General features: G+C 38.2%; 29 protein-coding genes. 10 read left to right on the forward strand and 19 right to left on the reverse strand.

The genetic code is table 11. The features are described from left to right. Positions 1 to 13 precede the first annotated feature (13 nt). Both AC1DCY_RS10140 and AC1DCY_RS10145 read left to right on the forward strand, forming a co-directional pair. The gene (locus AC1DCY_RS10140) at positions 14 to 1,510 is read left to right on the forward strand and encodes an ABC transporter permease (protein ID WP_477349744.1); all 1,497 of its coding nucleotides are present in this window, start codon (positions 14 to 16) and stop codon (positions 1,508 to 1,510) included. Positions 1,511 to 1,526: 16 nt separating this feature from the next. Beyond that, positions 1,527 to 3,320, forward strand: a complete 1,794-nt coding sequence (locus tag AC1DCY_RS10145; RefSeq protein ID WP_477349745.1) for an ABC transporter substrate-binding protein — start codon at positions 1,527 to 1,529, stop codon at positions 3,318 to 3,320. Positions 3,321 to 3,392: 72 nt separating this feature from the next. On the opposite strand, the gene AC1DCY_RS10150 is transcribed toward AC1DCY_RS10145, so the two are convergent. Next, a complete protein-coding gene (locus AC1DCY_RS10150; protein WP_477349747.1) occupies positions 3,393 to 3,599 on the reverse strand; it encodes a hypothetical protein in 207 nt (68 codons plus the stop codon). 254 nt (positions 3,600 to 3,853) lie between these two features. Beyond that, positions 3,854 to 4,435 carry a phosphatidylglycerophosphatase A family protein gene (locus AC1DCY_RS10155; protein ID WP_477349749.1) on the reverse strand — a complete coding sequence of 194 codons (582 nt, stop codon included), beginning with the start codon at positions 4,433 to 4,435 and terminating at the stop codon, positions 3,854 to 3,856. A gap of 112 nt (positions 4,436 to 4,547) precedes the next feature. Here AC1DCY_RS10155 and AC1DCY_RS10160 point away from each other — a divergent pair, with 112 nt between their 5' ends. The 3 genes from AC1DCY_RS10160 (at position 4,548) to AC1DCY_RS10170 (ending at position 6,295) form a co-directional block, all read left to right on the forward strand. Further along, on the forward strand, positions 4,548 to 5,267 hold the full coding sequence (locus AC1DCY_RS10160) for an alpha/beta hydrolase (protein ID WP_477349751.1): 720 nt from the start codon (positions 4,548 to 4,550) through the stop codon (positions 5,265 to 5,267). Positions 5,268 to 5,348: 81 nt separating this feature from the next. Then, positions 5,349 to 5,864, forward strand: coding sequence for a YjcG family protein (locus tag AC1DCY_RS10165; RefSeq protein WP_477349753.1), 516 nt, complete (start codon positions 5,349 to 5,351; stop codon positions 5,862 to 5,864). 2 nt (positions 5,865 to 5,866) lie between these two features. Continuing rightward, positions 5,867 to 6,295 (forward strand): GNAT family N-acetyltransferase, encoded by a 429-nt coding sequence (locus AC1DCY_RS10170; RefSeq protein WP_477349846.1) that lies wholly within the window; start codon positions 5,867 to 5,869, stop codon positions 6,293 to 6,295. 137 nt (positions 6,296 to 6,432) lie between these two features. Here the strand turns inward: AC1DCY_RS10170 and AC1DCY_RS10175 are convergent, their stop codons facing one another. The 6 genes from AC1DCY_RS10175 to AC1DCY_RS10200 form a co-directional block, all read right to left on the reverse strand. Next, positions 6,433 to 6,681: a stage VI sporulation protein F gene (locus AC1DCY_RS10175; RefSeq protein ID WP_132363905.1), complete on the reverse strand. Its 249-nt coding sequence runs from the start codon at positions 6,679 to 6,681 to the stop codon at positions 6,433 to 6,435. Positions 6,682 to 7,078: 397 nt separating this feature from the next. After that, positions 7,079 to 7,282, reverse strand: coding sequence for a sporulation protein YjcZ (yjcZ, locus tag AC1DCY_RS10180; protein WP_477349755.1), 204 nt, complete (start codon positions 7,280 to 7,282; stop codon positions 7,079 to 7,081). A 65-nt stretch (positions 7,283 to 7,347) separates the two neighbouring features. After that, positions 7,348 to 7,707: a stage V sporulation protein AE gene (gene spoVAE / locus AC1DCY_RS10185; RefSeq protein WP_477349848.1), complete on the reverse strand. Its 360-nt coding sequence runs from the start codon at positions 7,705 to 7,707 to the stop codon at positions 7,348 to 7,350. 16 nt (positions 7,708 to 7,723) lie between these two features. Beyond that, complete coding sequence (locus AC1DCY_RS10190) at positions 7,724 to 8,719, reverse strand: stage V sporulation protein AD (protein ID WP_477349757.1); 996 nt, start codon at positions 8,717 to 8,719, stop codon at positions 7,724 to 7,726. After that, positions 8,713 to 9,168, reverse strand: coding sequence for a stage V sporulation protein AC (gene spoVAC, locus AC1DCY_RS10195; RefSeq protein WP_477349758.1), 456 nt, complete (start codon positions 9,166 to 9,168; stop codon positions 8,713 to 8,715). Before spoVAC ends, AC1DCY_RS10190 begins: the two co-directional genes overlap by 7 nt. Continuing rightward, positions 9,168 to 9,572: a YhcN/YlaJ family sporulation lipoprotein gene (locus tag AC1DCY_RS10200; RefSeq protein ID WP_477349760.1), complete on the reverse strand. Its 405-nt coding sequence runs from the start codon at positions 9,570 to 9,572 to the stop codon at positions 9,168 to 9,170. Before AC1DCY_RS10200 ends, spoVAC begins: the two co-directional genes overlap by 1 nt. A gap of 134 nt (positions 9,573 to 9,706) precedes the next feature. Between AC1DCY_RS10200 and AC1DCY_RS10205 the strand changes: the two genes are divergently transcribed. After that, positions 9,707 to 10,231 (forward strand): CotY/CotZ family spore coat protein, encoded by a 525-nt coding sequence (locus tag AC1DCY_RS10205; protein ID WP_132363913.1) that lies wholly within the window; start codon positions 9,707 to 9,709, stop codon positions 10,229 to 10,231. 66 nt (positions 10,232 to 10,297) lie between these two features. Here the strand turns inward: AC1DCY_RS10205 and AC1DCY_RS10210 are convergent, their stop codons facing one another. From AC1DCY_RS10210 to AC1DCY_RS10250, 9 genes are all read right to left on the reverse strand, one after another. Then, positions 10,298 to 10,699 carry a hypothetical protein gene (locus tag AC1DCY_RS10210; RefSeq protein ID WP_477349761.1) on the reverse strand — a complete coding sequence of 134 codons (402 nt, stop codon included), beginning with the start codon at positions 10,697 to 10,699 and terminating at the stop codon, positions 10,298 to 10,300. Between the two features lie 52 nt (positions 10,700 to 10,751). Further along, positions 10,752 to 12,128: a magnesium transporter gene (gene mgtE, locus AC1DCY_RS10215; protein ID WP_477349763.1), complete on the reverse strand. Its 1,377-nt coding sequence runs from the start codon at positions 12,126 to 12,128 to the stop codon at positions 10,752 to 10,754. Between the two features lie 355 nt (positions 12,129 to 12,483). Continuing rightward, positions 12,484 to 13,059: a hypothetical protein gene (locus AC1DCY_RS10220; RefSeq protein WP_477349765.1), complete on the reverse strand. Its 576-nt coding sequence runs from the start codon at positions 13,057 to 13,059 to the stop codon at positions 12,484 to 12,486. Continuing rightward, positions 13,044 to 13,184, reverse strand: a complete 141-nt coding sequence (locus AC1DCY_RS10225; protein WP_477349767.1) for a hypothetical protein — start codon at positions 13,182 to 13,184, stop codon at positions 13,044 to 13,046. Before AC1DCY_RS10225 ends, AC1DCY_RS10220 begins: the two co-directional genes overlap by 16 nt. Positions 13,185 to 13,539: 355 nt before the next feature. Beyond that, positions 13,540 to 14,448, reverse strand: a complete 909-nt coding sequence (locus AC1DCY_RS10230) for an RluA family pseudouridine synthase (RefSeq protein WP_477349850.1) — start codon at positions 14,446 to 14,448, stop codon at positions 13,540 to 13,542. A 1-nt stretch (position 14,449) separates the two neighbouring features. Beyond that, complete coding sequence (locus AC1DCY_RS10235; protein WP_079559569.1) at positions 14,450 to 15,244, reverse strand: NAD kinase; 795 nt, start codon at positions 15,242 to 15,244, stop codon at positions 14,450 to 14,452. Further along, positions 15,241 to 15,912: a GTP diphosphokinase gene (yjbM, locus tag AC1DCY_RS10240; RefSeq protein ID WP_477349769.1), complete on the reverse strand. Its 672-nt coding sequence runs from the start codon at positions 15,910 to 15,912 to the stop codon at positions 15,241 to 15,243. The genes AC1DCY_RS10235 and yjbM overlap by 4 nt, the downstream gene beginning before the upstream one ends. A gap of 62 nt (positions 15,913 to 15,974) precedes the next feature. Further along, a complete protein-coding gene (locus AC1DCY_RS10245; RefSeq protein ID WP_477349771.1) occupies positions 15,975 to 16,358 on the reverse strand; it encodes a UPF0738 family protein in 384 nt (127 codons plus the stop codon). 78 nt (positions 16,359 to 16,436) lie between these two features. Further along, complete coding sequence (locus AC1DCY_RS10250; protein WP_477349773.1) at positions 16,437 to 16,571, reverse strand: hypothetical protein; 135 nt, start codon at positions 16,569 to 16,571, stop codon at positions 16,437 to 16,439. A gap of 178 nt (positions 16,572 to 16,749) precedes the next feature. Here AC1DCY_RS10250 and AC1DCY_RS10255 point away from each other — a divergent pair, with 178 nt between their 5' ends. Then, positions 16,750 to 17,334 carry a CYTH domain-containing protein gene (locus AC1DCY_RS10255; protein WP_477349775.1) on the forward strand — a complete coding sequence of 195 codons (585 nt, stop codon included), beginning with the start codon at positions 16,750 to 16,752 and terminating at the stop codon, positions 17,332 to 17,334. 39 nt (positions 17,335 to 17,373) lie between these two features. Next, positions 17,374 to 18,162 carry a lytic transglycosylase domain-containing protein gene (locus AC1DCY_RS10260; RefSeq protein WP_477349777.1) on the forward strand — a complete coding sequence of 263 codons (789 nt, stop codon included), beginning with the start codon at positions 17,374 to 17,376 and terminating at the stop codon, positions 18,160 to 18,162. A 32-nt stretch (positions 18,163 to 18,194) separates the two neighbouring features. Here the strand turns inward: AC1DCY_RS10260 and AC1DCY_RS10265 are convergent, their stop codons facing one another. Next, a complete protein-coding gene (locus tag AC1DCY_RS10265; protein WP_477349778.1) occupies positions 18,195 to 18,320 on the reverse strand; it encodes a hypothetical protein in 126 nt (41 codons plus the stop codon). A gap of 274 nt (positions 18,321 to 18,594) precedes the next feature. On the opposite strand from AC1DCY_RS10265, the gene AC1DCY_RS10270 reads away from it, so the two are divergent. Then, positions 18,595 to 19,002, forward strand: coding sequence for a globin domain-containing protein (locus tag AC1DCY_RS10270; RefSeq protein WP_134025340.1), 408 nt, complete (start codon positions 18,595 to 18,597; stop codon positions 19,000 to 19,002). Beyond that, positions 18,995 to 19,804: a DsbA family protein gene (locus AC1DCY_RS10275; protein WP_477349780.1), complete on the forward strand. Its 810-nt coding sequence runs from the start codon at positions 18,995 to 18,997 to the stop codon at positions 19,802 to 19,804. Before AC1DCY_RS10270 ends, AC1DCY_RS10275 begins: the two co-directional genes overlap by 8 nt. Before the next feature lie 75 nt (positions 19,805 to 19,879). On the opposite strand, the gene AC1DCY_RS10280 is transcribed toward AC1DCY_RS10275, so the two are convergent. Then, positions 19,880 to 20,494: a TetR/AcrR family transcriptional regulator gene (locus AC1DCY_RS10280; protein WP_477349782.1), complete on the reverse strand. Its 615-nt coding sequence runs from the start codon at positions 20,492 to 20,494 to the stop codon at positions 19,880 to 19,882. Positions 20,495 to 20,680 lie beyond the last annotated feature (186 nt).

Genomic DNA, 20,680 nt, shown 5'->3' on the forward strand with positions numbered 1-20,680 from the left:
AGGGGGATCACCATTGAAAAACAGCTTACATGCCAAACTACTTTTGAAGATTACACAGGAATATGTCAATTCACATTTTACATTTGTCTTTTCCTTACTGTTTTCTTTATTGTTTCTAGCTTATAGCTATAATTTCTCTACTCAAAGCTGGCGACCAATCGTCTTAATCTTTTTCGTCATTTATGCAATTACCACAGCCTATGTTGGTTTCCTGACTTTACGAATTAAACAAGATTTAGCCAGCCATAATGACATACAAAAAAGCACTCGATTACTCAGTTATCCACTGTTATTGACGATAGTTTCAGGCAATATTTTTTCTACATCTTTTGCTTTTTTGCTTATGTCAAAAAGTAAGACAGCTGAATATACTTTTGCAGCTTATGCATTCATCACTCAGCTTTTTATTATCGGTATTTCAGCACTGAACTTATTTAAACCGTATGTCACAGATACGTTTTTACTAGCAATGGGGCTTTTCTTACTCCTTGCAATCTTTTATATCGTGATGTTAATTCTATGTACAAAATTTGTAACTTCCGAGGCTGCACCGAAATGGATGCTGTTTCCTGGCATTTTGCTGCTTATTGCCTCTTTGACTGGCAATCTATTTGCAACATTGCTAGGGTATAGCCTTATTCAAAAAGCTCGAAAGTCGAATCCATCTACAATTGAAAAATGGCAGAGAATTTGGGAAAAGATTTTACGCAATACGATGGCAGTCTTCGGGTTATTTTTCATAGTATTTATGTTCTCCTTATCCGTAACAAGCTCTTGGACATTTGACTATGACTTCGCTATTGAAAATAACTATGGAGCATTGTTACAAACACCTTCTTTAGAATATCCACTAGGCACCGATAATTACGGACGTGATTTATTTTCTCGCATTGTTTTCGGTGCACAAATATCGCTTATTGTCGGGCTTTGCTCAACGATTATACCTGCATTTATCGGCGGTACGCTTGGAGCATTTTCAGGTTATTACGGAAAAGCGACAGACAACATAATCATGCGAAGTCTTGATATTTTATATGCCATTCCTGGAATTTTACTAGCAATTGCTATTATCGCGGCGTTTGGTGCCAATACCATTAATTTAATCATCGCACTAAGTGTTGGAGCAATTCCAACGTATGCCCGTACCATGCGCGCTAATGTAATGCAGCTCTCTAATTTCGAATTCGTGGAATCAGCCAGAGCATTAGGAGCATCTGATGCTGCAATCATTTTTAAGCATATTGTTCCTAACTCTCTAGCACCGATGATTGTCAAAGCAACATTAACCATTGGTGGTGCTGTGATTTCAACAAGTAGTTTAAGTTTCTTAGGGCTCGGCATTGAGCCACACATTCCTGAATGGGGCAATATTCTAAAGGTTGGTAGTACGTACCTGGAAACACATTCCTATGTCGCTATTTTCCCAGGTCTTTGTATTATGCTTCTCGTTCTCTCCTTTAACTTCTTAGGAGATGGGTTACGAGATGCTTTAGATCCAAAATCAAATTAATAATGGAGGTTTTTAAATGAAAAGATTACTTGTATTCTTATTCATAGCAGTATTAGCATTAGCAGGCTGTGTACAAACAAAAACTGAAGTAGAAGGTAGTAAAGATGATTCAAAAGGTAAAGGTAAAAAAGCAATTGAAGTATTAGGAATGGCCGCTTCTGAGGAAGACATGAATATTGTTCGTGATCAACTAGTTAAAAATGGCTTTGATGTTAAACTAAATATTCAACCTGATTATGGTTCATTTTCAGCACAAAAAGAAGCTGGCAATTATGATTTAGCGCTTTCGAGCTGGACAACAGTAACAGGAAATCCTGATTATGCTGTTCGTGGTTTATTTAAAACGGGCGGTGACTATAGTATTCTATCTGATTCAAAATTAGATGCTCTCATCGAAGAAGCAAGTACATTATCAGGTAATGAAGCTACTGCAAAATATAAAGAATTAGAACAGCTCTTAGTATTCGATCAAGCTTATATTGCGCCGTTATATATTTCAAATAAATATCAAGGAATTTACTCTGAATTAGTAAACCCAAAAACAGTGCATCTACCAAAATCCCGTGCGCAAGTGTGGGAAAGCATTGAATTCAATGACACTTCCAAAAATGCAACTGAACCATTGATTTTACATCAAACAATTAGTTCGTTAACATCGCTTGATCCTATTAAAGGAAATGATGGTTCTATTAATACATTAAATACAAATATGTATGTACGACTTGTAAACTTAACAGATACAGATGACGTCGTTTCTGATGGATCATTATCTTATAATCATGCTGTTGCTGAAGGTAACCAAGAATATTATTTCATTTTACGTGATGATATTAACTTCGCTGCTGTAAAAGACGGTGCCGCTGTTGATACAGGTGAATTAGTTTCAGCAGAAGATGTTGTATTCTCATTAAATCGTGCAAAAGATCCAAAATCAGTGCCAGACCATCGCACATATAGTCTTCACGAAAATATTGAAAAAGTCGAAATCGTTTCTGACTTAGCTGAATTACAAAAGAAAAAAGTTGCGGGCTCTGATCAGTCTGTGTTTGATGCATTATCTCAACACCTTCCTGCTTCCGTATCGCAATTAGCAAAAGATAAAGGGACTGTTAATAATGCAGCTGGAGCATACCAAGTTGTTAAAATTACAACACCAACACCATTCCCACAAGTGTTAAACTATTTAGCACACCAATCTGGTGGTATCGTATCTGAAAAACAAGTAACAAGCATTAACACATATGATGTAGCAAACTATAATCCAGATAAGGATATCGCCTATGGTGATCAAACTACAGTGACGGAAGGCTCAGCATACAACAACCATCTTTATGCAAGTGGCCCTTACATTCTTGTGAAGAAAAATGATTATGAAGCACAATTTGTAAAAAATCCTGCTTACCGTGTAGGTAGTGAATATGAACCGAAGATCGCAAAAATTAATGTTCGTTTTATCGCTGATATCGATAGTGCTTTATCAGCATTACGTAATGGTGAAATTCATATTCTCCAGTCAGTACCAGAAACAAAGCTAGACATTGTAAAATCTGATAATAAACTAACGTTACACACTGCTGACAGTAATGCAGTATCATATCTACTAATGAACACATCTGGTCGCGCTGTATCAGATTCAGTAGACCTACGTAAAGCAATTCTTTACTCTATTAATCAGGATGAATTTATTAGCTACTATCAAGGCAATAAAAAACCTGCTGTATCTACTGTTTCACCACTAGTTAATACAGGATTAAAGCTTGAGGCAGACAGTGCAAAAGTAAAAGAATATTTAAAAGCCTATAGCGATTAATTATTAAAATTAAGTGTATGAGTATACGTATACAAAACAATTCATTAAGTATATTAAATAAGCAGAGCCTCCTCATATTATTGAGGAGGCTCTGTTTAGCTTTTCGGCAAAACGAGAGGTTGATTTCCGTTCCGACTGAGCGCTTTGCCGCTGACGCTTCGCTTTCGCGCAGAGCAGAGCTTCCTGGGGGCGTCCGATGAGCCGCTTCACTCGCGCTGCTCGCTCCAGGGTCTCATCTGTGACGCTGATCCCCGAGGAGTCGCTCAGTCTCCACTCCAATCAACTACTTTTACACAGCATGTCACTTTAATTTATAGTGAAAACGAAACTTCAGCAACATTGTTTTATTTGTGCGAAAGCGGCTCGACGCTCCAAAATGCCGATAATCGCTGATAACATCGAGAAAATACAAATTTATTTTTCAACACTAAAAAAACAGAGCCCTCACATACTTAAAGAAGGCTCTGTTATCTATAGTAATACTCTGACATCCGCCGGAGGATTTAACATCTTTCAGCGGGTGCTGAAAGATGTTAAATCTCATTATGTGATTTTGGTTTTGGTCCTAGCTCTTCGGGTTCAATATCAGCAAATGTCCCGCCCTCTTCTTCCAAGTCACGCATACGATGTGCAATACGGGATGCGGCAGACGCTGCAATACTGCCTACTAAATCATCTAAAAATGTATTTACATGATGGCCAGGTTCTGTATCCAACTTCTTAATTATCCCTATTTTTTGCTTATCTAAATGTCCGAAAGTCGTTACTGCTATGCTACCATATGTAAAAACAGATCCAAGTGCGATTGTTTCGTCCACACCAAATAAACCCTCATCGGATTCTATTATTTGCTGTAATGGTGCCGATAATAACTTTTTCTCTGCAAGTTCATCTAATTCAATTCCTACTAATAAAGCATGTTGAACTTCACGCTTACGTAATACACGTTCGACAGAATGAACACAGTGGTCTAACGTTAAACCTTCATTATAGGATTTTTGCATTTCATAAACGATTTTAGCAATATCCTCTAGCGATACACCACGACGAATAAGTGCAGCTTGGGCTGCCTTCGCTACTTCATCAGAGTGTATGCGAGTATTTTTATCATGCATAACTATCCCTCACTTCGATTTTATTGCTAGAATAGTGCTAGCCCAACCTATTATACCTTTACTTTGGGTATATGGTACAATTTCGTTACAAACACGAGAAGGAGTGTCATCATTGGATAAGGGAACTGTACAGGATTTAAAGTTCTATAGTGAAGCATTACAGGAGGAATTACAGCTCTATATTTATGTTCCTGCAAATTATTCCCCACTATATAAATATAATATTTTAATTGCATCAGACGGAAAAGATTATTTCCAACTTGGAGGTATTACAAAACTTGCTGATGAACTTATCGATGACTATGAAATCGAAAACTTAATCATTGCCTTCGTTCCTTATAAGGACATTAAGGATCGACGTCATAAATATATTCCAAGTGGAGAGCAACATGAAGCATATCTTCGTTTTTTAGCACATGAGCTTGTGCCGTATCTAGACGCTGAATACGCAACATATCAAATGGGAATGAGTCGTGGGGTCATTGGTGACTCAATGGCTGCAACCGCTTCCTTAATGGCCGCATTAAAATACCCAAGTATTTTTGGCAAGGTCATTTTACAATCACCGTATGTTGATGAAGATGTTTTGCAAGCTGTAGAGAATTTTAAAGATCCAGGTGCAATTTCCATTTATCATATTGTCGGAAAAGAAGAAGATAAAGTTGTCACGATGGATAAAACAGTTAAAGATTTTTTAACACCAAATCGTCAGCTTCATAATCTCATGTTAAACAAAGGATTCTCTTTATTTTATGAAGAATTTGATGGCAATCATACATGGAAATATTGGAAACCTGATCTACGTCGCGCATTAATCGAAAATTTTAATTAATTTAGACGATTCAAATTACGAAATCGGAAAGTTCTGTTATACTTAAATAAAAAATTGTTTATTTTCGGGAGGTAATGGCCTATGAAATATGGTATTGTGGCATTTCCATCAAAAAAATTACAAGATTTAGCGAATACTTATCGAAAACGTTACGATCCTCATTATGCGAAAATTACTCCGCATATCACATTAAAGGATAGCTTTGATGCAACGGATGAAGATATTCAATCTGTCGTAAAACAATTAAATGGGCTTGCTGCCAAATATGCACCTTTAAACATTCATGCATTACGCATAAGTTCATTTTTCCCAACAACAAATGCGATTTATTTCCGCATTGAACCAACTGAACAATTAACAGCATTCCGCCAAGCTTTAGAAGAAAAAGTACCTTTTGGTGAATCAAAACACGTATTTGTACCACATATTACTATTGCTCAAAAAATGACAGATTCCGAGCACGATGATATCTTTGGGCAATTACGTATGACAGGTGTTGACGAAAAAGATACAATTGATCGCATTCATCTTTTATACCAATTGGAAGATGGCTCGTGGACAACATATGAAACTTTCCGTTTGTCAGGAGCTGAGTAATCCTGTATACCGTTAAGATTGTTGAAACAGCAAAAGAACATGAGGATGCGTTTGCAGTCCGCAAACAGGTTTTTGTTGAAGAGCAAGGTGTGCCGCTTCATCTAGAGTGTGATGCTGAGGATGCATCTGCAACGCATTTCATTATGTATGAAGACAATGACCCTGTAGGTGCTGCACGTTTACGAAGTATCGAGAATGATACTGCAAAAATTGAACGTGTTTGTATTTTACAAGATCAACGAGGTAAAAAACTAGGTGCTTTAATAATGAAGGAAATGGAGAAGCACGCCATTTTAATTAATAAGAAAAAACTAAAACTTAATGCACAAAGCTATGCGATTCCGTTTTATGAAAAGCTTGGCTATACGGTAACATCTCCTGAATTTATGGATGCTGGTATCCCACATCGTGCTATGGAAAAAATAATCTAACAAATAGGTGTTACGAAATGCTGATGCATATCGTAACACCCTTTTTATTGCACTACAATGCTTTAAAGGTTGATTTATAAATGAAAATCCATTTAAATCAACCTTTTAAATATATTGCTTTGCATAGTAGATTCATGTTATTTCATCATTTTAGTAATTTTATCTAAATCTAGTGAATTACCATCTTGAATAATAGATTGTACTAATTTATCTTCTAGCTCTTGCGTAATTTGTCTCTTGGACATTTTACTTACGCGTCGTACGATTTTTCTTACTTGTTTTTCATTTTTAAAATCAGCATGTTGAATTTCATTTGCTAATGCGAAGATTTCATCCATTGATACCCCAGTTTTTTGTTCAATAGAATTAAAAAGCGAGCGATTCATGTTCCCCCTCCTATCAGTTAAAATTCGAAATTTATTTGTTCTCGTGCACAAACATATGACAACTAGTGAAGGCTTTAAACTTTATTCAGAAAATGGAGCACTCTGAAGAAAAGCTAAAGCCTCTATCTACTGTCACAATCAATTATGCCTCGGCATAATTGCGTTCGGAATCGGCTTTGTGCTTGCACAAAGAACTCCTTTCCGATTCCGTAACATCCGCCGGAGGCTTTAGGCCAACACGAGGTTGGTCACTCAGTCGTTGCCACAGGACGTGGCGTTCTTAGACTGAGTTCCTCTATTTCAGCAAATGTTTGGACATCCGCTGAAAAATAGCTAAACCCGCATTCATCTCACCACCTATAAAGGTGGGAGACTTCTGCTGAAAGAGTTAATCAAATTATATGCAAGCAGCACCGACAATGATCAGAAGAATGAATAAGACAACAATTAAGATAAATGTTGAACTATTCCCATGTCCGTAGCCATAGTAACCTCCATGGCCACCGTCATGGTGACCTCCATAGTAACCGCCATAATCTCCTCCGTAACAACCATCAGCATGCCCTCCATACGGATGCGCACCCCAGCCTTGATATCCCATAAAAATACCCCTCCCTTCTACAACCTATAATATGTTAGTGTTGTAAAAATGGGTGGGGTATTCGTCTAATCAACATTTCCTTTAGGTTTAAATATTAATGCTCCGATAAAGCCAAAAACAACGGCAGCACTGATTCCTGAGCTTGTCACCTCAAACATCCCAGTTAACACACCTACAAGCCCATGTTTTTCTGCTTCAACAATTGCACCATGCGTCAAGGAATTTCCAAAAGATGTAATAGGGACAGTTGCACCGGCGCCAGCAAAATTAATAAGTGGTTCATACAAACCCATTCCGGCAAGAATTGCACCAGCTACGACTAAAGTACTCAATGTATGTCCAGGCGTTAGTTTACCAACATCCATTAATAATTGACCTATGGCACAAATAATGCCTCCTACAAAAAATGCAAACACAAATGTCATAACCATAGTTTTTGCCTCATTCCATTGTAATTTCAATCGCATGTGCCGTACATGGGATTGTCTCGCCTTGCTGAAATGTAAGCGGAGACAGTAATGCTCCTGTCGCCACAAGAAGTACTCGTTTATAGGTACCTGCTCGCATTTCTTGGATCACATAACTTAAAAAAACAGCTGCCGAGCAACCTGCACCACTTGCACCTGATTGGAATGTATCATCCTGTCCGTAAAACTCCGCACCTGCATCACGTAAAGGCTGTAACTCCTCACTCTTTATGCCACTTTCAACAAACATTCCTTTCAGAAGTTTTAAGCCAAGTTGACCTAAATCACCTGTTAAAATTAAATCATAGTGGTAAATTTTTTGATTACGCTGTTCTAAATGTGATTGAATCGTCTGAAAAGCGGCTGGTGCCATTGCAGCGCCCATGTGAAATGGATCATCCATTCCGTAATCAACCGATTTTCCAACAGTTGCTGCTTCAATAGAAGGGTATTCCTCATGATGTTTACCAATTAGAGCATATCCAGCAGCCGTTACAGTCCATTGAGCAGTTTGGGGCTTTTGTGAGCCATAATTGATTGGATAGCGGAATTGTCGCTCAACCGAATTGTGTTGACTAGATGCACCAGCTAGCGCTAAATTGGAGGCACCCACTTCTGTTAAAAGGCTCGCAACAATTATTGAAGATATAGAGGTGGCACATGCTGAGAATAATCCGATAAAAGGAATATCTAAGTCTCTGGCCGCAAAATTGGTTGGTGTCATTTGATTAACTAAATCGCCGCCCATAAAGTAATCAATATCCTTATTTTTCACGCCTGCTTTTTTCATGGCAAATTCACAGGCCTCTTCAACCATTTTTCGATGGCCTTGTTCATTTGTTTTCATTTGCCAACGTTCATCATCGTAGGTCGCATCAAAATATTGACTAAATATACTGCGTTTCTCTAGTGGACCTGCTACCACACCACCTGCTATTAAGGAAGGCTTGGATTGAAAGACAATTACCATGAAACCACTCCTATCGTCACAAGAATGAATTTAATAAGTGCAATAAAAAAGGCGGAAACAACACCAAATAATACAACTGATCCAGCTAATTTAAATAAATTCCCACCGACACCAAGTACTAATCCTTCAGATCTATGCTCAATGGCAGCAGAAATAACAGCATTACCAAACCCTGTTACAGGCACAGCTGATCCAGCTCCAGCAAATTGACCAATTTTTTTATATAAGCCAAGCCCAGTTAAAATCATAGCGAAAAATATCATTGTTGCAACTGTTGGATTTCCGACTGTCGCTTCGGTAAAATCAAAGAAAATCATATAAAAAAGGGATACGGCCTGTCCGATTGTACAAATGAGTCCACCTACTAGAAACGCCTTTGCAACATTTTTAAAATAGGGTGGATTCGGCGTGACATTTTTCTCTAATTGCTGGTATTGTTCTTTTTCCACTATGTTTCCTCCTTTGCAAGCTTTTTCAATTTCGTAATTTTCTCTTTCAGTTTATTATCTTCAACTTGTTCCCTTTTTATTTTATTGGCTTCATAAAATATTTTATAATCAGCTGAGACAAAAACATCTTTGTTTGGATATTTTTCCTCAAATTTCTTTTGCAACTTTTTCTCTAATTTAGCCTTTTTCCACTTATCCCATTGTTTAATTTGCACCGCTACAAGCATACTATTGTCATATTGGATAACCGTAGTTTTGTCTACATAGTCCTGTTCTTTTATAATTGCTTCAACTTCCTTTTCATTTTCCGGTGAACCATAGACAATAACTTTTTCTTTTTCACCGCAACCACTTAAAAGCGATAAACTGACTAATAGAGGTAACATAATTCCTAATAGCTTCAAGCTTTTACCCTCCTTTTCTTTAAAGTTTCTCCATACATAAAAAAACTATTCATTTAACTATATATACGAAAGCCCGAGTCCATTTTTCATACGCACATATTGTAGAAGTAGTAACAAGGAAAGGAGGTGACAATATGGGTTGTGGCAAGCCAACAAATCCTATTGGACCAATCCATTCAGCAGGCTGCGTTTGTGACGTAGTACGCGCTATTTTAGACATTCAGAATCAAGCGGTGAGAGATGAATGTCAACCATGTACAGCTAACTGTTTCTTAGAACCACTTGGAGGCATTGTAAGTCCTGCACGCTCTCATGCAGATACACGTGTATTTATGTTAATAACAAAAGACGGTACTCCTTTTAAAGCATTTTTCAGTTCACCAACAGCAGATCCATGTATATGTACATCAGTATTTTTCCGTGTAGAAGATATGTTCGATGAATGCTGCGCTACTTTGCGTGTTTTAGAGCCTTTATGTTCATTTGACTCCAGCGAAAGTACAGTAGATCTATTAAGTCGAGATGGTTGCTGTGTCAACATGAAAAAAATATGTAAAGTAGACGATTGGAATTCAACTGAGAGCTGTATCACTGTAGATTTATCATGCTTCTGCGCTGTACAATGTATTGCTGATGTTGACTTAGGGATTTGTGAATAGTCTTTTCTCCTTTGACACACTACACATATAAAAAAAGTGTACAGCATCCTCTGCTGTACACTTTTTTCATAAGGTAGGTAATTGTTTACCTCGCCATAATACTTGAGTTATGTCCTCAAAATAGATAATCTCTTGCGTCTTTAATTCGAAAGAAGTAAGCATCAATGAATCGGTCTGTACATCAGATGCACTACCACGTAATTCTCTACCATCCTTTAAACATATAAGTAACGGTTGATAGGCTTTTTGCCGAAAAGGCTTCTCTAAAAATTGAAGCTGCTTTAGTAAATACGGATCTATTTGTACCTTTTCAACCACTTCTTCTTTTTCTTCAATAGTCTGCTCATTGAAATAGCCGTCCTTTGTATACACTGACGTACTTTCATCCAATTCAAGTTCATGTAGCATCTTGGAGATATTTAGAAAATATGATGGTGACTTTATAAACAAGCGTGGTTCATGACCCACATTACTCACTTCCCTTTTTTCATACAATATGCAAAAGGAAGAAATTTGGTTCTCAGCCTATTTGACTTAAGAATACTGTTGCTAAACCTAAATAAATTAAAATACTTGTAATATCATTTAACGTTGTAATAAATGGACCTGATGCGACAGCCGGATCAATCTTCAGGCGATGCATTAGTAGTGGAATAAAAGAACCTGCAAGTGTTGCTACTAAAATAGAACCACAAAGCGCTGCTCCTACCAGCATTCCAAGAATCAACTCTTGTTTCCAAACATAGATGATGCCGATTACAATCAACCCACAAACAATTCCAGACATTAAGCCTGTACCGGCTTCACGTAATAGTAATTTTAGTTTGCTATGTTCTTCGACGTCTCCTGTTGCAATTCCTCGAATAGCTACCGCTAGTGCCTGTGTTCCACTATTTCCAGAAGTACCTGAAATGAGAGGGATAAACACTGCAAGTAACGCAACCTGTTCTAACGTTGCCTCAAAGTGTCCCATCAAATTTGCTGTCAACATCCCTAAAAATAATAATATAACAAGCCATGGTAAACGCTTTTTAGCCGCTTGGAACGAGGTTGTATCAAATTTATCCATATCGGAAATACCCGCTAATTTTGAGTAATCCTCCGATGCTTCCTCATCAATAACGTCGATAATATCATCGACTGTAATAATCCCTAGTAATTCTCCCTTATCGTCAATAACTGGTGTCGCTAAGAAGTTATAGTCCTTCATAATTTGAGCAACCTCTTCTTGGTCATCCCCTGCGTGCACCATCACAACACGTTCATTCATAATCGAACGTATAAGGGTATCTTCATCAGCAATAATTAAATCACGAAGCGTAATAACGCCTGTTAATCGATGTGCTTCATCAACGACAAATATATAATAAATAGTTTCGGCATCAGGCGCCTCTTTCCGTAAAATCGCCATTGCCGAACGAACAGTTGAATTTTCTGGTATCGCTACATATTCCGTCGTCATGATAGAACCAGCTGTACCTTCGTCATAGCTTAATAACTCATTAATCTCTTCTGCTGTTTCCTCATCCATCATGCCTAAATAGCTTTCACGTTGTTTCGTATCCAACTCATTTAAAACGTCTGCTGCATCATCTGCATACATATGAGAAAGCATTTCTGCACCATATGACGGATCCATCTCAGCTAAATATGCTGTGTATTCATCATCATCTATTTCGATTGCCTCAAAAATATCAGCCATTTCCGTCGGAGACAAGAACGAATAGATGATCTTTCGTATATCAGGCTCCACCTTCTCATAAAACGTTGCCTGATCATATGGATGAAGCTCTAAAAACTCATCGCGGAATGCGTTTATATCATGTGCTTCGAGCATTTCTCGCAAACGTGCTTCGTCGAATTGCACATCATTCTTTTCATTTCTTTCCTCTATCATGCTTGTCCCCTCCTTCCGAGCAATCAATTATGCCTCGGCATAATTGCGTCCAGAATCGGCTTTGTGCTTGCACAAAGCACTCCTTTCCGATTCAGTGACATCCGCCGGAGGCTTTAAATTATTTCAGCGGGTGTTTGACCAACCGCCGAAAAATAAATTCATTTGTACCTATCGCTTTGCTTTCTGTACAGAAAACATTTGCTGAAATAAGTTAAATCATTGATACGGCCACGCCGTAAATCTACCTTTTATATAATAGTGTGTAATATGCCTTTTCTGCAAACCCTTTTTTTACTACTTAACAATCTACGACATCACTGCAATCTAATTGGATAAATCTGTGGATGAATATTTTCTATTTTTCACCTTTGCTGAATAAAAAATGGATTATCAATAAAAGTTGGAAAAGATATTTATTATAACGTATGAAATGGATATTAGTTGATTGGAGTGGAGACTGGGCGACTCCTTGGGGTTCAGCGTCACAGATGAGACCCTGGAGCGAGCACAGAGAGGAACGAAGGCTAAAACCATCACGTCCTGTGATAACGCCTTCGTGACCAACATCCTGCTGCTGACGCTTCGTTAGCACTACGCTTTCACGCAAAAAACATCCTGCTGCTGCCGTACGTTGCACTACGCTTTCGCACAAAAAACATCCTGCTGCTGACGCTTCGTTAGCACTACGCTTTCGCACAAAAAACATCCTGCTGCTGACGCTTCGTTGCACTACGCTTTCGCGCAAAAAACATCCTGCTGCTGACGCTTCGTTAGCACTACGCTTTCGCACAAAAAACATCCTGCTGCTGCCGCTACGTTGCACTACGCTTTCGCGCAAAAAACATCCTGCTGCTGACGCTTCGTTAGCACTACGCTTTCGCGCAAAAAACATCCTGCTGCTGACGCTACGTTGCACTACGCTTTCGCGCAAAAAACATCCTGCTGCTGACGCTTCGTTAGCACTACGCTTTCGCGCAAAAAACATCCTGCTGCTGACGCTTCGTTAGCACTACGCTTTCGCGCAAAAAACATCCTGCTGCTGACGCTACGTTGCACTACGCTTTCGCGAAAAAAACATCTGTTGCCCCAAGCAGCTCATCGGACGCCCCCAGGAAGCTCTGCTCTGCGCGAAAGCGAAGCGTCAGCGGCAAAGCGCCCAGTCGGAACGGAAATCAACCCCACATTGTGGTAATGGCCTAAAAAAATCCACTACTTTACTATACCCTACAATTACTTTTTGTTCTGTTAACGTGCTGTTAAGAAAAACATATTACTCTTATTGAGCTATAAAATGATAAAGAGATGCCCGTTTGTGCGAACATCCCCTTAAATATATAACATATTCAGTAATAGTTTTCACTCTTAGTGAACTAATGAAGTCTTCGTTCATAAATAGGTTTTGTGCCGAGCTTCAAACTAAGGAATCATTCAATAATCGCTGCATATCTTCATTTAAGTTACTTGTAAATTGTAAACTCTCATCTGTCAAAGGGTGAAGCATCTTCAAGGACACACAGTGTAGGGCTTGTCTATTTATATGTTCGCGACTTCCACCATATAGTTCATCTCCAACTAGAGGATGTCCCACATAGGCCGTATGCACACGAATTTGATGCGTACGCCCTGTGTGCAATTTTAGTTGTATATGTGTCATCGGTTCATTCTGTAAATAAAAGCGCCTTAAAACTGTCATATCTGTATGCGCAAATTGACCGTCCTCACGCACCTCTCGCTCAATGATACTCGTCTCCTTGCGTCCAATAGGAGCGATGATTGATTGTACATCCTGTGCCACATGTCCATGTACAATTGCTTGATATTGTCGAGAAATCTCTCCACTGCGTTGTGCAAGTCCCGTTAAATGATGAATATGAGCATGTTTGGCAATGCATAGTAAGCCAGAAGTATCACGATCAAGTCTCGTTACAATATGGGCTGTTGATGCTAGACCTTGCTGTTGAAAATGACCACACACTAGATTAGCTACGCTATATGTTGGATGCTCACGCGAAGGAATCGTACTCTGATGTGCTGGCTTATTAAGCACTAAAATAGCTTCATCTTCATAAATAATAGAAAGTTCACCATGTTCAACAACAAGCCCTTCACTTTTCTCTTCAGGAGGGAATTTAACTTCAACTTGATCCCCAACGTGAAGGGGATGTCGAACATTGCGCTCAACATCATTCACGGTCAGCAAGCCTCCATCAAATTTAATTGCCGTTAAAGCTCGCTTGGAGATGCGCCATTCAGATAAGGCCTCCCTTAATAGTTGGCCTTCCTTTTCTGCTATAAAATGCAGTGTAAATCTTGTATCCATTTTACTCATTTGCCACGAATGATTCATGTACTCGTTCCCAGAATGGGAATGGACGGAAACGAGCAAAACGTACTCTTTCAGTTGCTACATTAAAAGCAATCGACTTCACATCGCCTTGCGTAACTTGTAAATGATCAACTGTCATATTAAAGTTTTGTTCATTTACTGGACGTAAAACACAATGATGGTGTGCTGGTAAAATGAGTGGTGAACCAACTGTACGGAAGACACGGTTATTGATAGATGCTATCTCCGTAATTTGGAGTGCCGCTAAAGTTGGGTGAATAATTGCTCCACCGAGGGCTTTATTATAAGCTGTACTACCAGAAGGAGTTGACACACAAAGACCGTCTCCACGGAAACGTTCAAACTGATTACCATTTAACTCCACATCCATAACAAGCGTGACATCAGGTGATTTCACAGTTGCTTCATTTAACGCTAAATACGTATTGGATTCCGCATTATGATGCTCCACCTTTACCTCTAATAGTGGATACTCAACAACGTTAAAGTCCTTTTTGGCAATGGACAAAACAAGCTTTTCTAATTCAGATGGCTTCCAATCCGCATAAAATCCTAAATGTCCAGTATGGATACCTACGAAGGCAACCTGATCTAGTAAATGAGCATATCGATGAAAGGCATGTAGTAAAGTGCCATCTCCTCCAATAGAGATTACGATCTCAGGAGCCTCTTCATCATAAGTTAACCCAAAGTCCTGCAAATACGTTCTTGCTAGCTCCATTAATTCGTTCGACTGTGCATCTCTACGTGATTGAATGGAAAATTTCATTTTGTGTCACGCTCCTTCTCCGATAGTAAATTAGGATTCGATGCTTCTTTGTATTCACTAAAATAGGCCTGCGCTTCTTGTATCTCACTACGAATGGACGACATTTCCTCATCCAATCGGAAGGCGGCCTCTGCTGCACTTTGAAGGCGATTTTTAATCTCCTCAGGGAACATGCCTTTATATTTATAATTTAAAGAATGCTCAATAGATGCCCAGAAATTCATAGCTAGTGTTCTTATTTGAATTTCAGCTAATACCACTTTTTTCCCCTGTATCGTTTCTACAGGATATTCGACAATCATATGATATGAACGGTAGCCACTTGGCTTATTATGTGTAATATAGTCACGCTCTTCCACTACACGCATATCTTTACGTTGACGTATTAGCTCTGTAACTGTTGAAATATCATCTACAAATTGACACATAATACGTAAGCCTGCGATATCCCCCAGCTCATCACCTAGCTGTTTAGAAGGCTCAAATGAGAGTCCTTTTTCTAATGTTTTATCGTATATACTTGCTAAAGGTTTTACACGTCCTGTCACAAATTCAATTGGTGAATTTGCATTAACAATACCAAACTGTGAACGCATACCCTTTAATTTTACTTTTAACTCATCTACCGCTTGTTTATAAGGACTTAAAAATATTTCCCATTGTCCCATCGTAAAAACCTCCCGACATTCGGTATCGAACAAAACCAACACCGTCTGTTCGTTTTGTCTTTTTATTCAGCAAGAATTGTCTTGAAGTGTTGTTCCACCTCTTGGACAAATTCCGCCCCATAATTGTAATTTCCTTCAATATTATATACGAGCATTTCCAGTTCATCGTAGAAATTTGTAAGCTCGATAACTTCTGCACCTAGTTGTAGCTTTGGATTTTGCTTTTTTTGTAAAATATGTACAAGTTCATCCCAACTACTTGGTGGAAAACGCAAGTAATGATAATTCTCTCCTGCATCAAGTAAATAAATAAACGCAAAGTCATCAGAATCTGCTATTAATTGCGCAGCAGGTTTTAACTGTAAATTTGCTTCAATGTCGTTTAAACTAAAATGAAGTTGCTCGTTTTCAAAATTCAATGTTTCTATTGTATAAATTTTACGCACATGCGGTTCCCCTTTTCGTCGTACTCTTCCTCTTATTTTAGCATAGAGGGTAAATAGTTGCAGTGTGTAAATACTAAATCAATGAAATAACGAACTAAACTTTTTATCATAGCGTGTAGTTGATTTCCGTTCCGGTTGGGCGCTTTGTTGCTGTCGCTTCGCTTTCGCACAGAGCAGAGCTTCCCGGGGGCGTCCAGTCTCCACTACAATCAACTAATTTTGAGCTAATTTAAAAAGTGCATTGACGAACTATTCAGAAAATAGGAAGGTTAACTTTTTCTAAAAGGTGTAACACAGCGTTGGTTACTTTGCGAAAAGGAATAAATCATTTTAATCCTTTCTTTCTCTTAAGCAACAAACGCAAAAAAATTTAAATAAACAGGTGAGCGTAATGGCACAACAACTTGAAATAGAATTTAAAAATCTCTTAACAAAACAACAATACGAACATTTATTGCAAGCTTTCGACATTCCCGAAAATGCTATTCATCGTCAAACAAATCATTATTTCGACACACCCTCACAAGCTATTCGGAAACTACAAAGCGGGCTTCGTATTAGACAAATCGACAAATATTTTGAATGTACTTTAAAAGAAAAAAATGCAGAGCATGCTCATTTAGAGACAACTGACGAATTGACTGCTGAGCAAGCTACGAAAATGCTTGCTGGAGAAGGTTTCTATGCCCAAGAAGTAGGAAAAAGACTAGCTCTCTTCAACATTCCTATCGAAGAATTAGCAGTATTTGGTTCACTGACAACCGATCGTGTCGAAATTCCTTATAAGGACGGTCTTCTAGTATTCGACCATTCTTTCTATTTGCAGTGCGACGATTATGAGGTAGAATATGAATCAAAAGATGCAATAAAAGGAAATGCAATCTTCGACGAATTTCTACAGCAATATGGTATTGAAAAACGGGCTACAGATAAAAAGATCGCACGTTTCATGAAAGCATTACAAATGAATAATTAACAGTAGCTTTACTAGTTTACAAGAAAGGGTGGAAATTCCTTGGATATCCAATCACTCAGAACTTTACTTGACATTCAAGCATTACAAACACTAGGATCTTCAGAAAATTCATCGTCAAACAATCTTACAGACAGCAATTCTATGTTTTCTGATATGATTAGCGAATTGCTCAGCGACTCAACTACTACTAACAATGCAAAATTATCTAGTTTGCTCGGGGGCGTATCAAGCGCTTCGTCATTGATGAGCCAGTTTAGTAGTTTAAATGGGTTATCTGAAAACATGCAAAATAGTGCGTATCAATCATTACTTTATAATGGTTCTAATGACGTTTTTATACCTTCTGCTGTACAGACGGCATTAGCAAATACACAATCTAGTACAAAACTCGACTCCTATGTTTCGGATAATGTAATTGGTTCAACAGCTTATGCCAATTCATTAGCAGGTGCGAACCAATACGCTTCGATTATTCAAAAGGCAGCAGCTACATATAATGTACCTGAGAAACTTATCGCTTCAGTGATTAAGCAAGAGTCTAATTTTGATTCAAATGTGGTTAGTCATGCTGGAGCACAAGGATTAATGCAATTAATGCCAAAAACAGCGCAATATTTAGGGGTTACAAACGCCTTTGATCCTGAGCAGAATATTATGGCAGGGGCAAAATATTTACGCCAATTGCTAGATAAGTTTGATAATGATCCTACATTAGCGTTAGCTGCTTATAATGCAGGCGCTTCACGCGTAACAAAGTACGGTGGCATTCCTCCTTTCAAAGAAACACAGAATTATGTCAACAAAGTGATGAATTACTACACAGTTTAACTTCTTTAGCAAATTCGCTGAAATAGAGGAACTCAGTCGTTGCCACGTCCTGTGGCAACGACTGAGTGACCAACATCATGTTGCTGTCGCTGCGTTAACACTACGCTTTCGCACAGAAAACATTTGCTGCTGCCGCTTCGCTTTCGCGCAAAAAACATCTGTTGGCCTAAAGCCTCCGGCGGATGTCATGGAATTAGGCCGAGGCATAATTGATTCGCATAAACATTGTTAATACAGTCTTTTCCGGCAAATTTCACCCGCGTGGTGAAATTTGTGCTTTTCTAGCGAAAAACATTTCGGAAGAGCGCTTTGTTTGTGTTAACGAAAAGACGTTGATAGAATGTAGGTAGTCACAAGAAATTCACATTTGTAAAGATGACCAAGTATAAAAATATACTTTACGATATAAAGAATTAAAGGGGCATTTAACTTATGAGTCGAAAATACACTGTTCCTTATGAGGAGCTGGGGGCTGAAAAGCTTTCAGAGCTAATCCATGCATTCTATAAAAGAGTTGCTCAGCATCCTGACCTTATTCCAATCTTTCCGAAAGATTTGACAGAGACAGCTCGCAAGCAAATTCAATTTCAAACACAGTATTTAGGTGGACCAAATCTTTTTACTGAGGAGCATGGACATCCAATGATGCGTGCACGCCATATGAATTTTCCGATTACACCTGATCGTGCTCAAGCTTGGCTTGAATGTATGTCCGAGGCGATGGATGAAGTTGGGCTGGAAGGGAAGTTCCGTGAAATTTATTATCAACGTTTAGTATTAACAGCTCATCACATGATTAATACACCAAATGACGATGAGGGGGAATTGTTACGTGAATAATATTCAAATGCTGCAGAAGCCAACTCCTGAGATTTCTACTGCTAATAAGCCTATTGAATTGTATATTTTCGTAGATCCACTTTGTCCAGAAGCATTTAATATGCAAGCCATTCTTCGTAAGTTACATTTAGAGTACAACCATTACTTTACATGGCGCTTTGTACTAAGCACAGAGCTTGCCTCTTTGAATTGTTTAAGCAAACGTGTAAAGGGTTGTATGTCAGGTATTGAGCTCGACATTAATCACCCTGTTTTACCATCTATCGCTATTAAAGCGGCAGAGTTACAGGGCAAACGTGTAGGAGCACGCTATCTGTCGAAACTACAAGAATATGTACTACTAAACCAGCAAGATGTCAATTCTTATGCAACGCTGTTAAAAATTGCAGAAGATGTTCAATTAGACATGAATGAATTTTCTGCAGACTTTGGTTCCAAGGAAGCAGCACGTGCCTTCCAATGCGATTTATATATTAAACGTGAAATGGAAGTTGATGAAGTACCTAGTATTGTATTTTTCAATGAATGTATTGAAGATGAGGGTCTTAAAGTTAATGGTAACTATTCCTATGAAGTTTATGAACATATTTTACAAGAAATAATGGATGAACAGCTTGTGCGTCAACCATTACCGACATTGGAAGAGCTATTTACAAAATTCCATACACTTTCAACAAATGAAGTAGCTGTCATCTACTCAGTAACAGAACAAACAGCTGAACGCGAATTAAAAAAGCGTATGCTGCAACAAAAGATTGAAAGAATTCAGACAGACCACGCTATATTGTGGCGTATTAAATAATGCAATTATACTATTATTCTATAAAATAGGGACTTGTCCAAGATGCCCCTTAAAATAAAGCAAGTGAAGAAAACTTCACTTGCTTTTGTTACGTTCTCTCGGATTATACAAGCTTACTGTAAATAAATGCACAACTTCATCTATCATCTCATCAATATCCGGATTAATATGCTCATTTATATATGGTAATGTCAATTGGAAAACTAAAATTGACGACAGCAATGAATAGAAAAAATTCGCTGTATATTTAAAGTTCCCTTTTGGAATTTTCCCTTGCTCATGTAATTTAATTAAATAATTCTCTAAATGGTGAAATAACTTATTCGGGTATTCAAAAAACATTTTTTCAAAATCTTTATCTTGTTGAATCTCACGCATAAGTACCCAAATAGTTTCCTTGACAGGAATGTTTTCTTCAAAATAAGCTCGCGCCAAGATTTTAAGATCATGCTCTATATCCCCTGTAAACGCCTCTTCTATTTTAGGAAAATAATCTCTGTCTGTTTTATGTGAAATAACACTTTCACGAAACAAATTCTCCTTATTTCCAAAGTGTCTAAAAAGTGTAATGTGATTCACACCGGCACGTTCAGCAATTTCACGTGTCGAAGTTCCAGCAAACCCTTTTTCACCAAAAAGTGTCAAAGCAGCATTTAGAATTTTTTCTCTTGTTTTCAACTTTGCCATCATGCCCTCTTTCCTCCTCCGAACATAATTTGCTCAATATTATATCTGAATCAGAAATTGATAGCAATCAGTTGCATTCAGTATACGCAATTATACCTCTGCATAATTGAGTCCGGGATAGGAAAGGAGGCTTTAGGCAAACCGATATTCTTTGTGCGAAAGCGTAGCGGCAGCAGCATGATGTTTTTT

It is taken from the genome of Lysinibacillus sp. 10T31, from assembly GCF_056394365.1.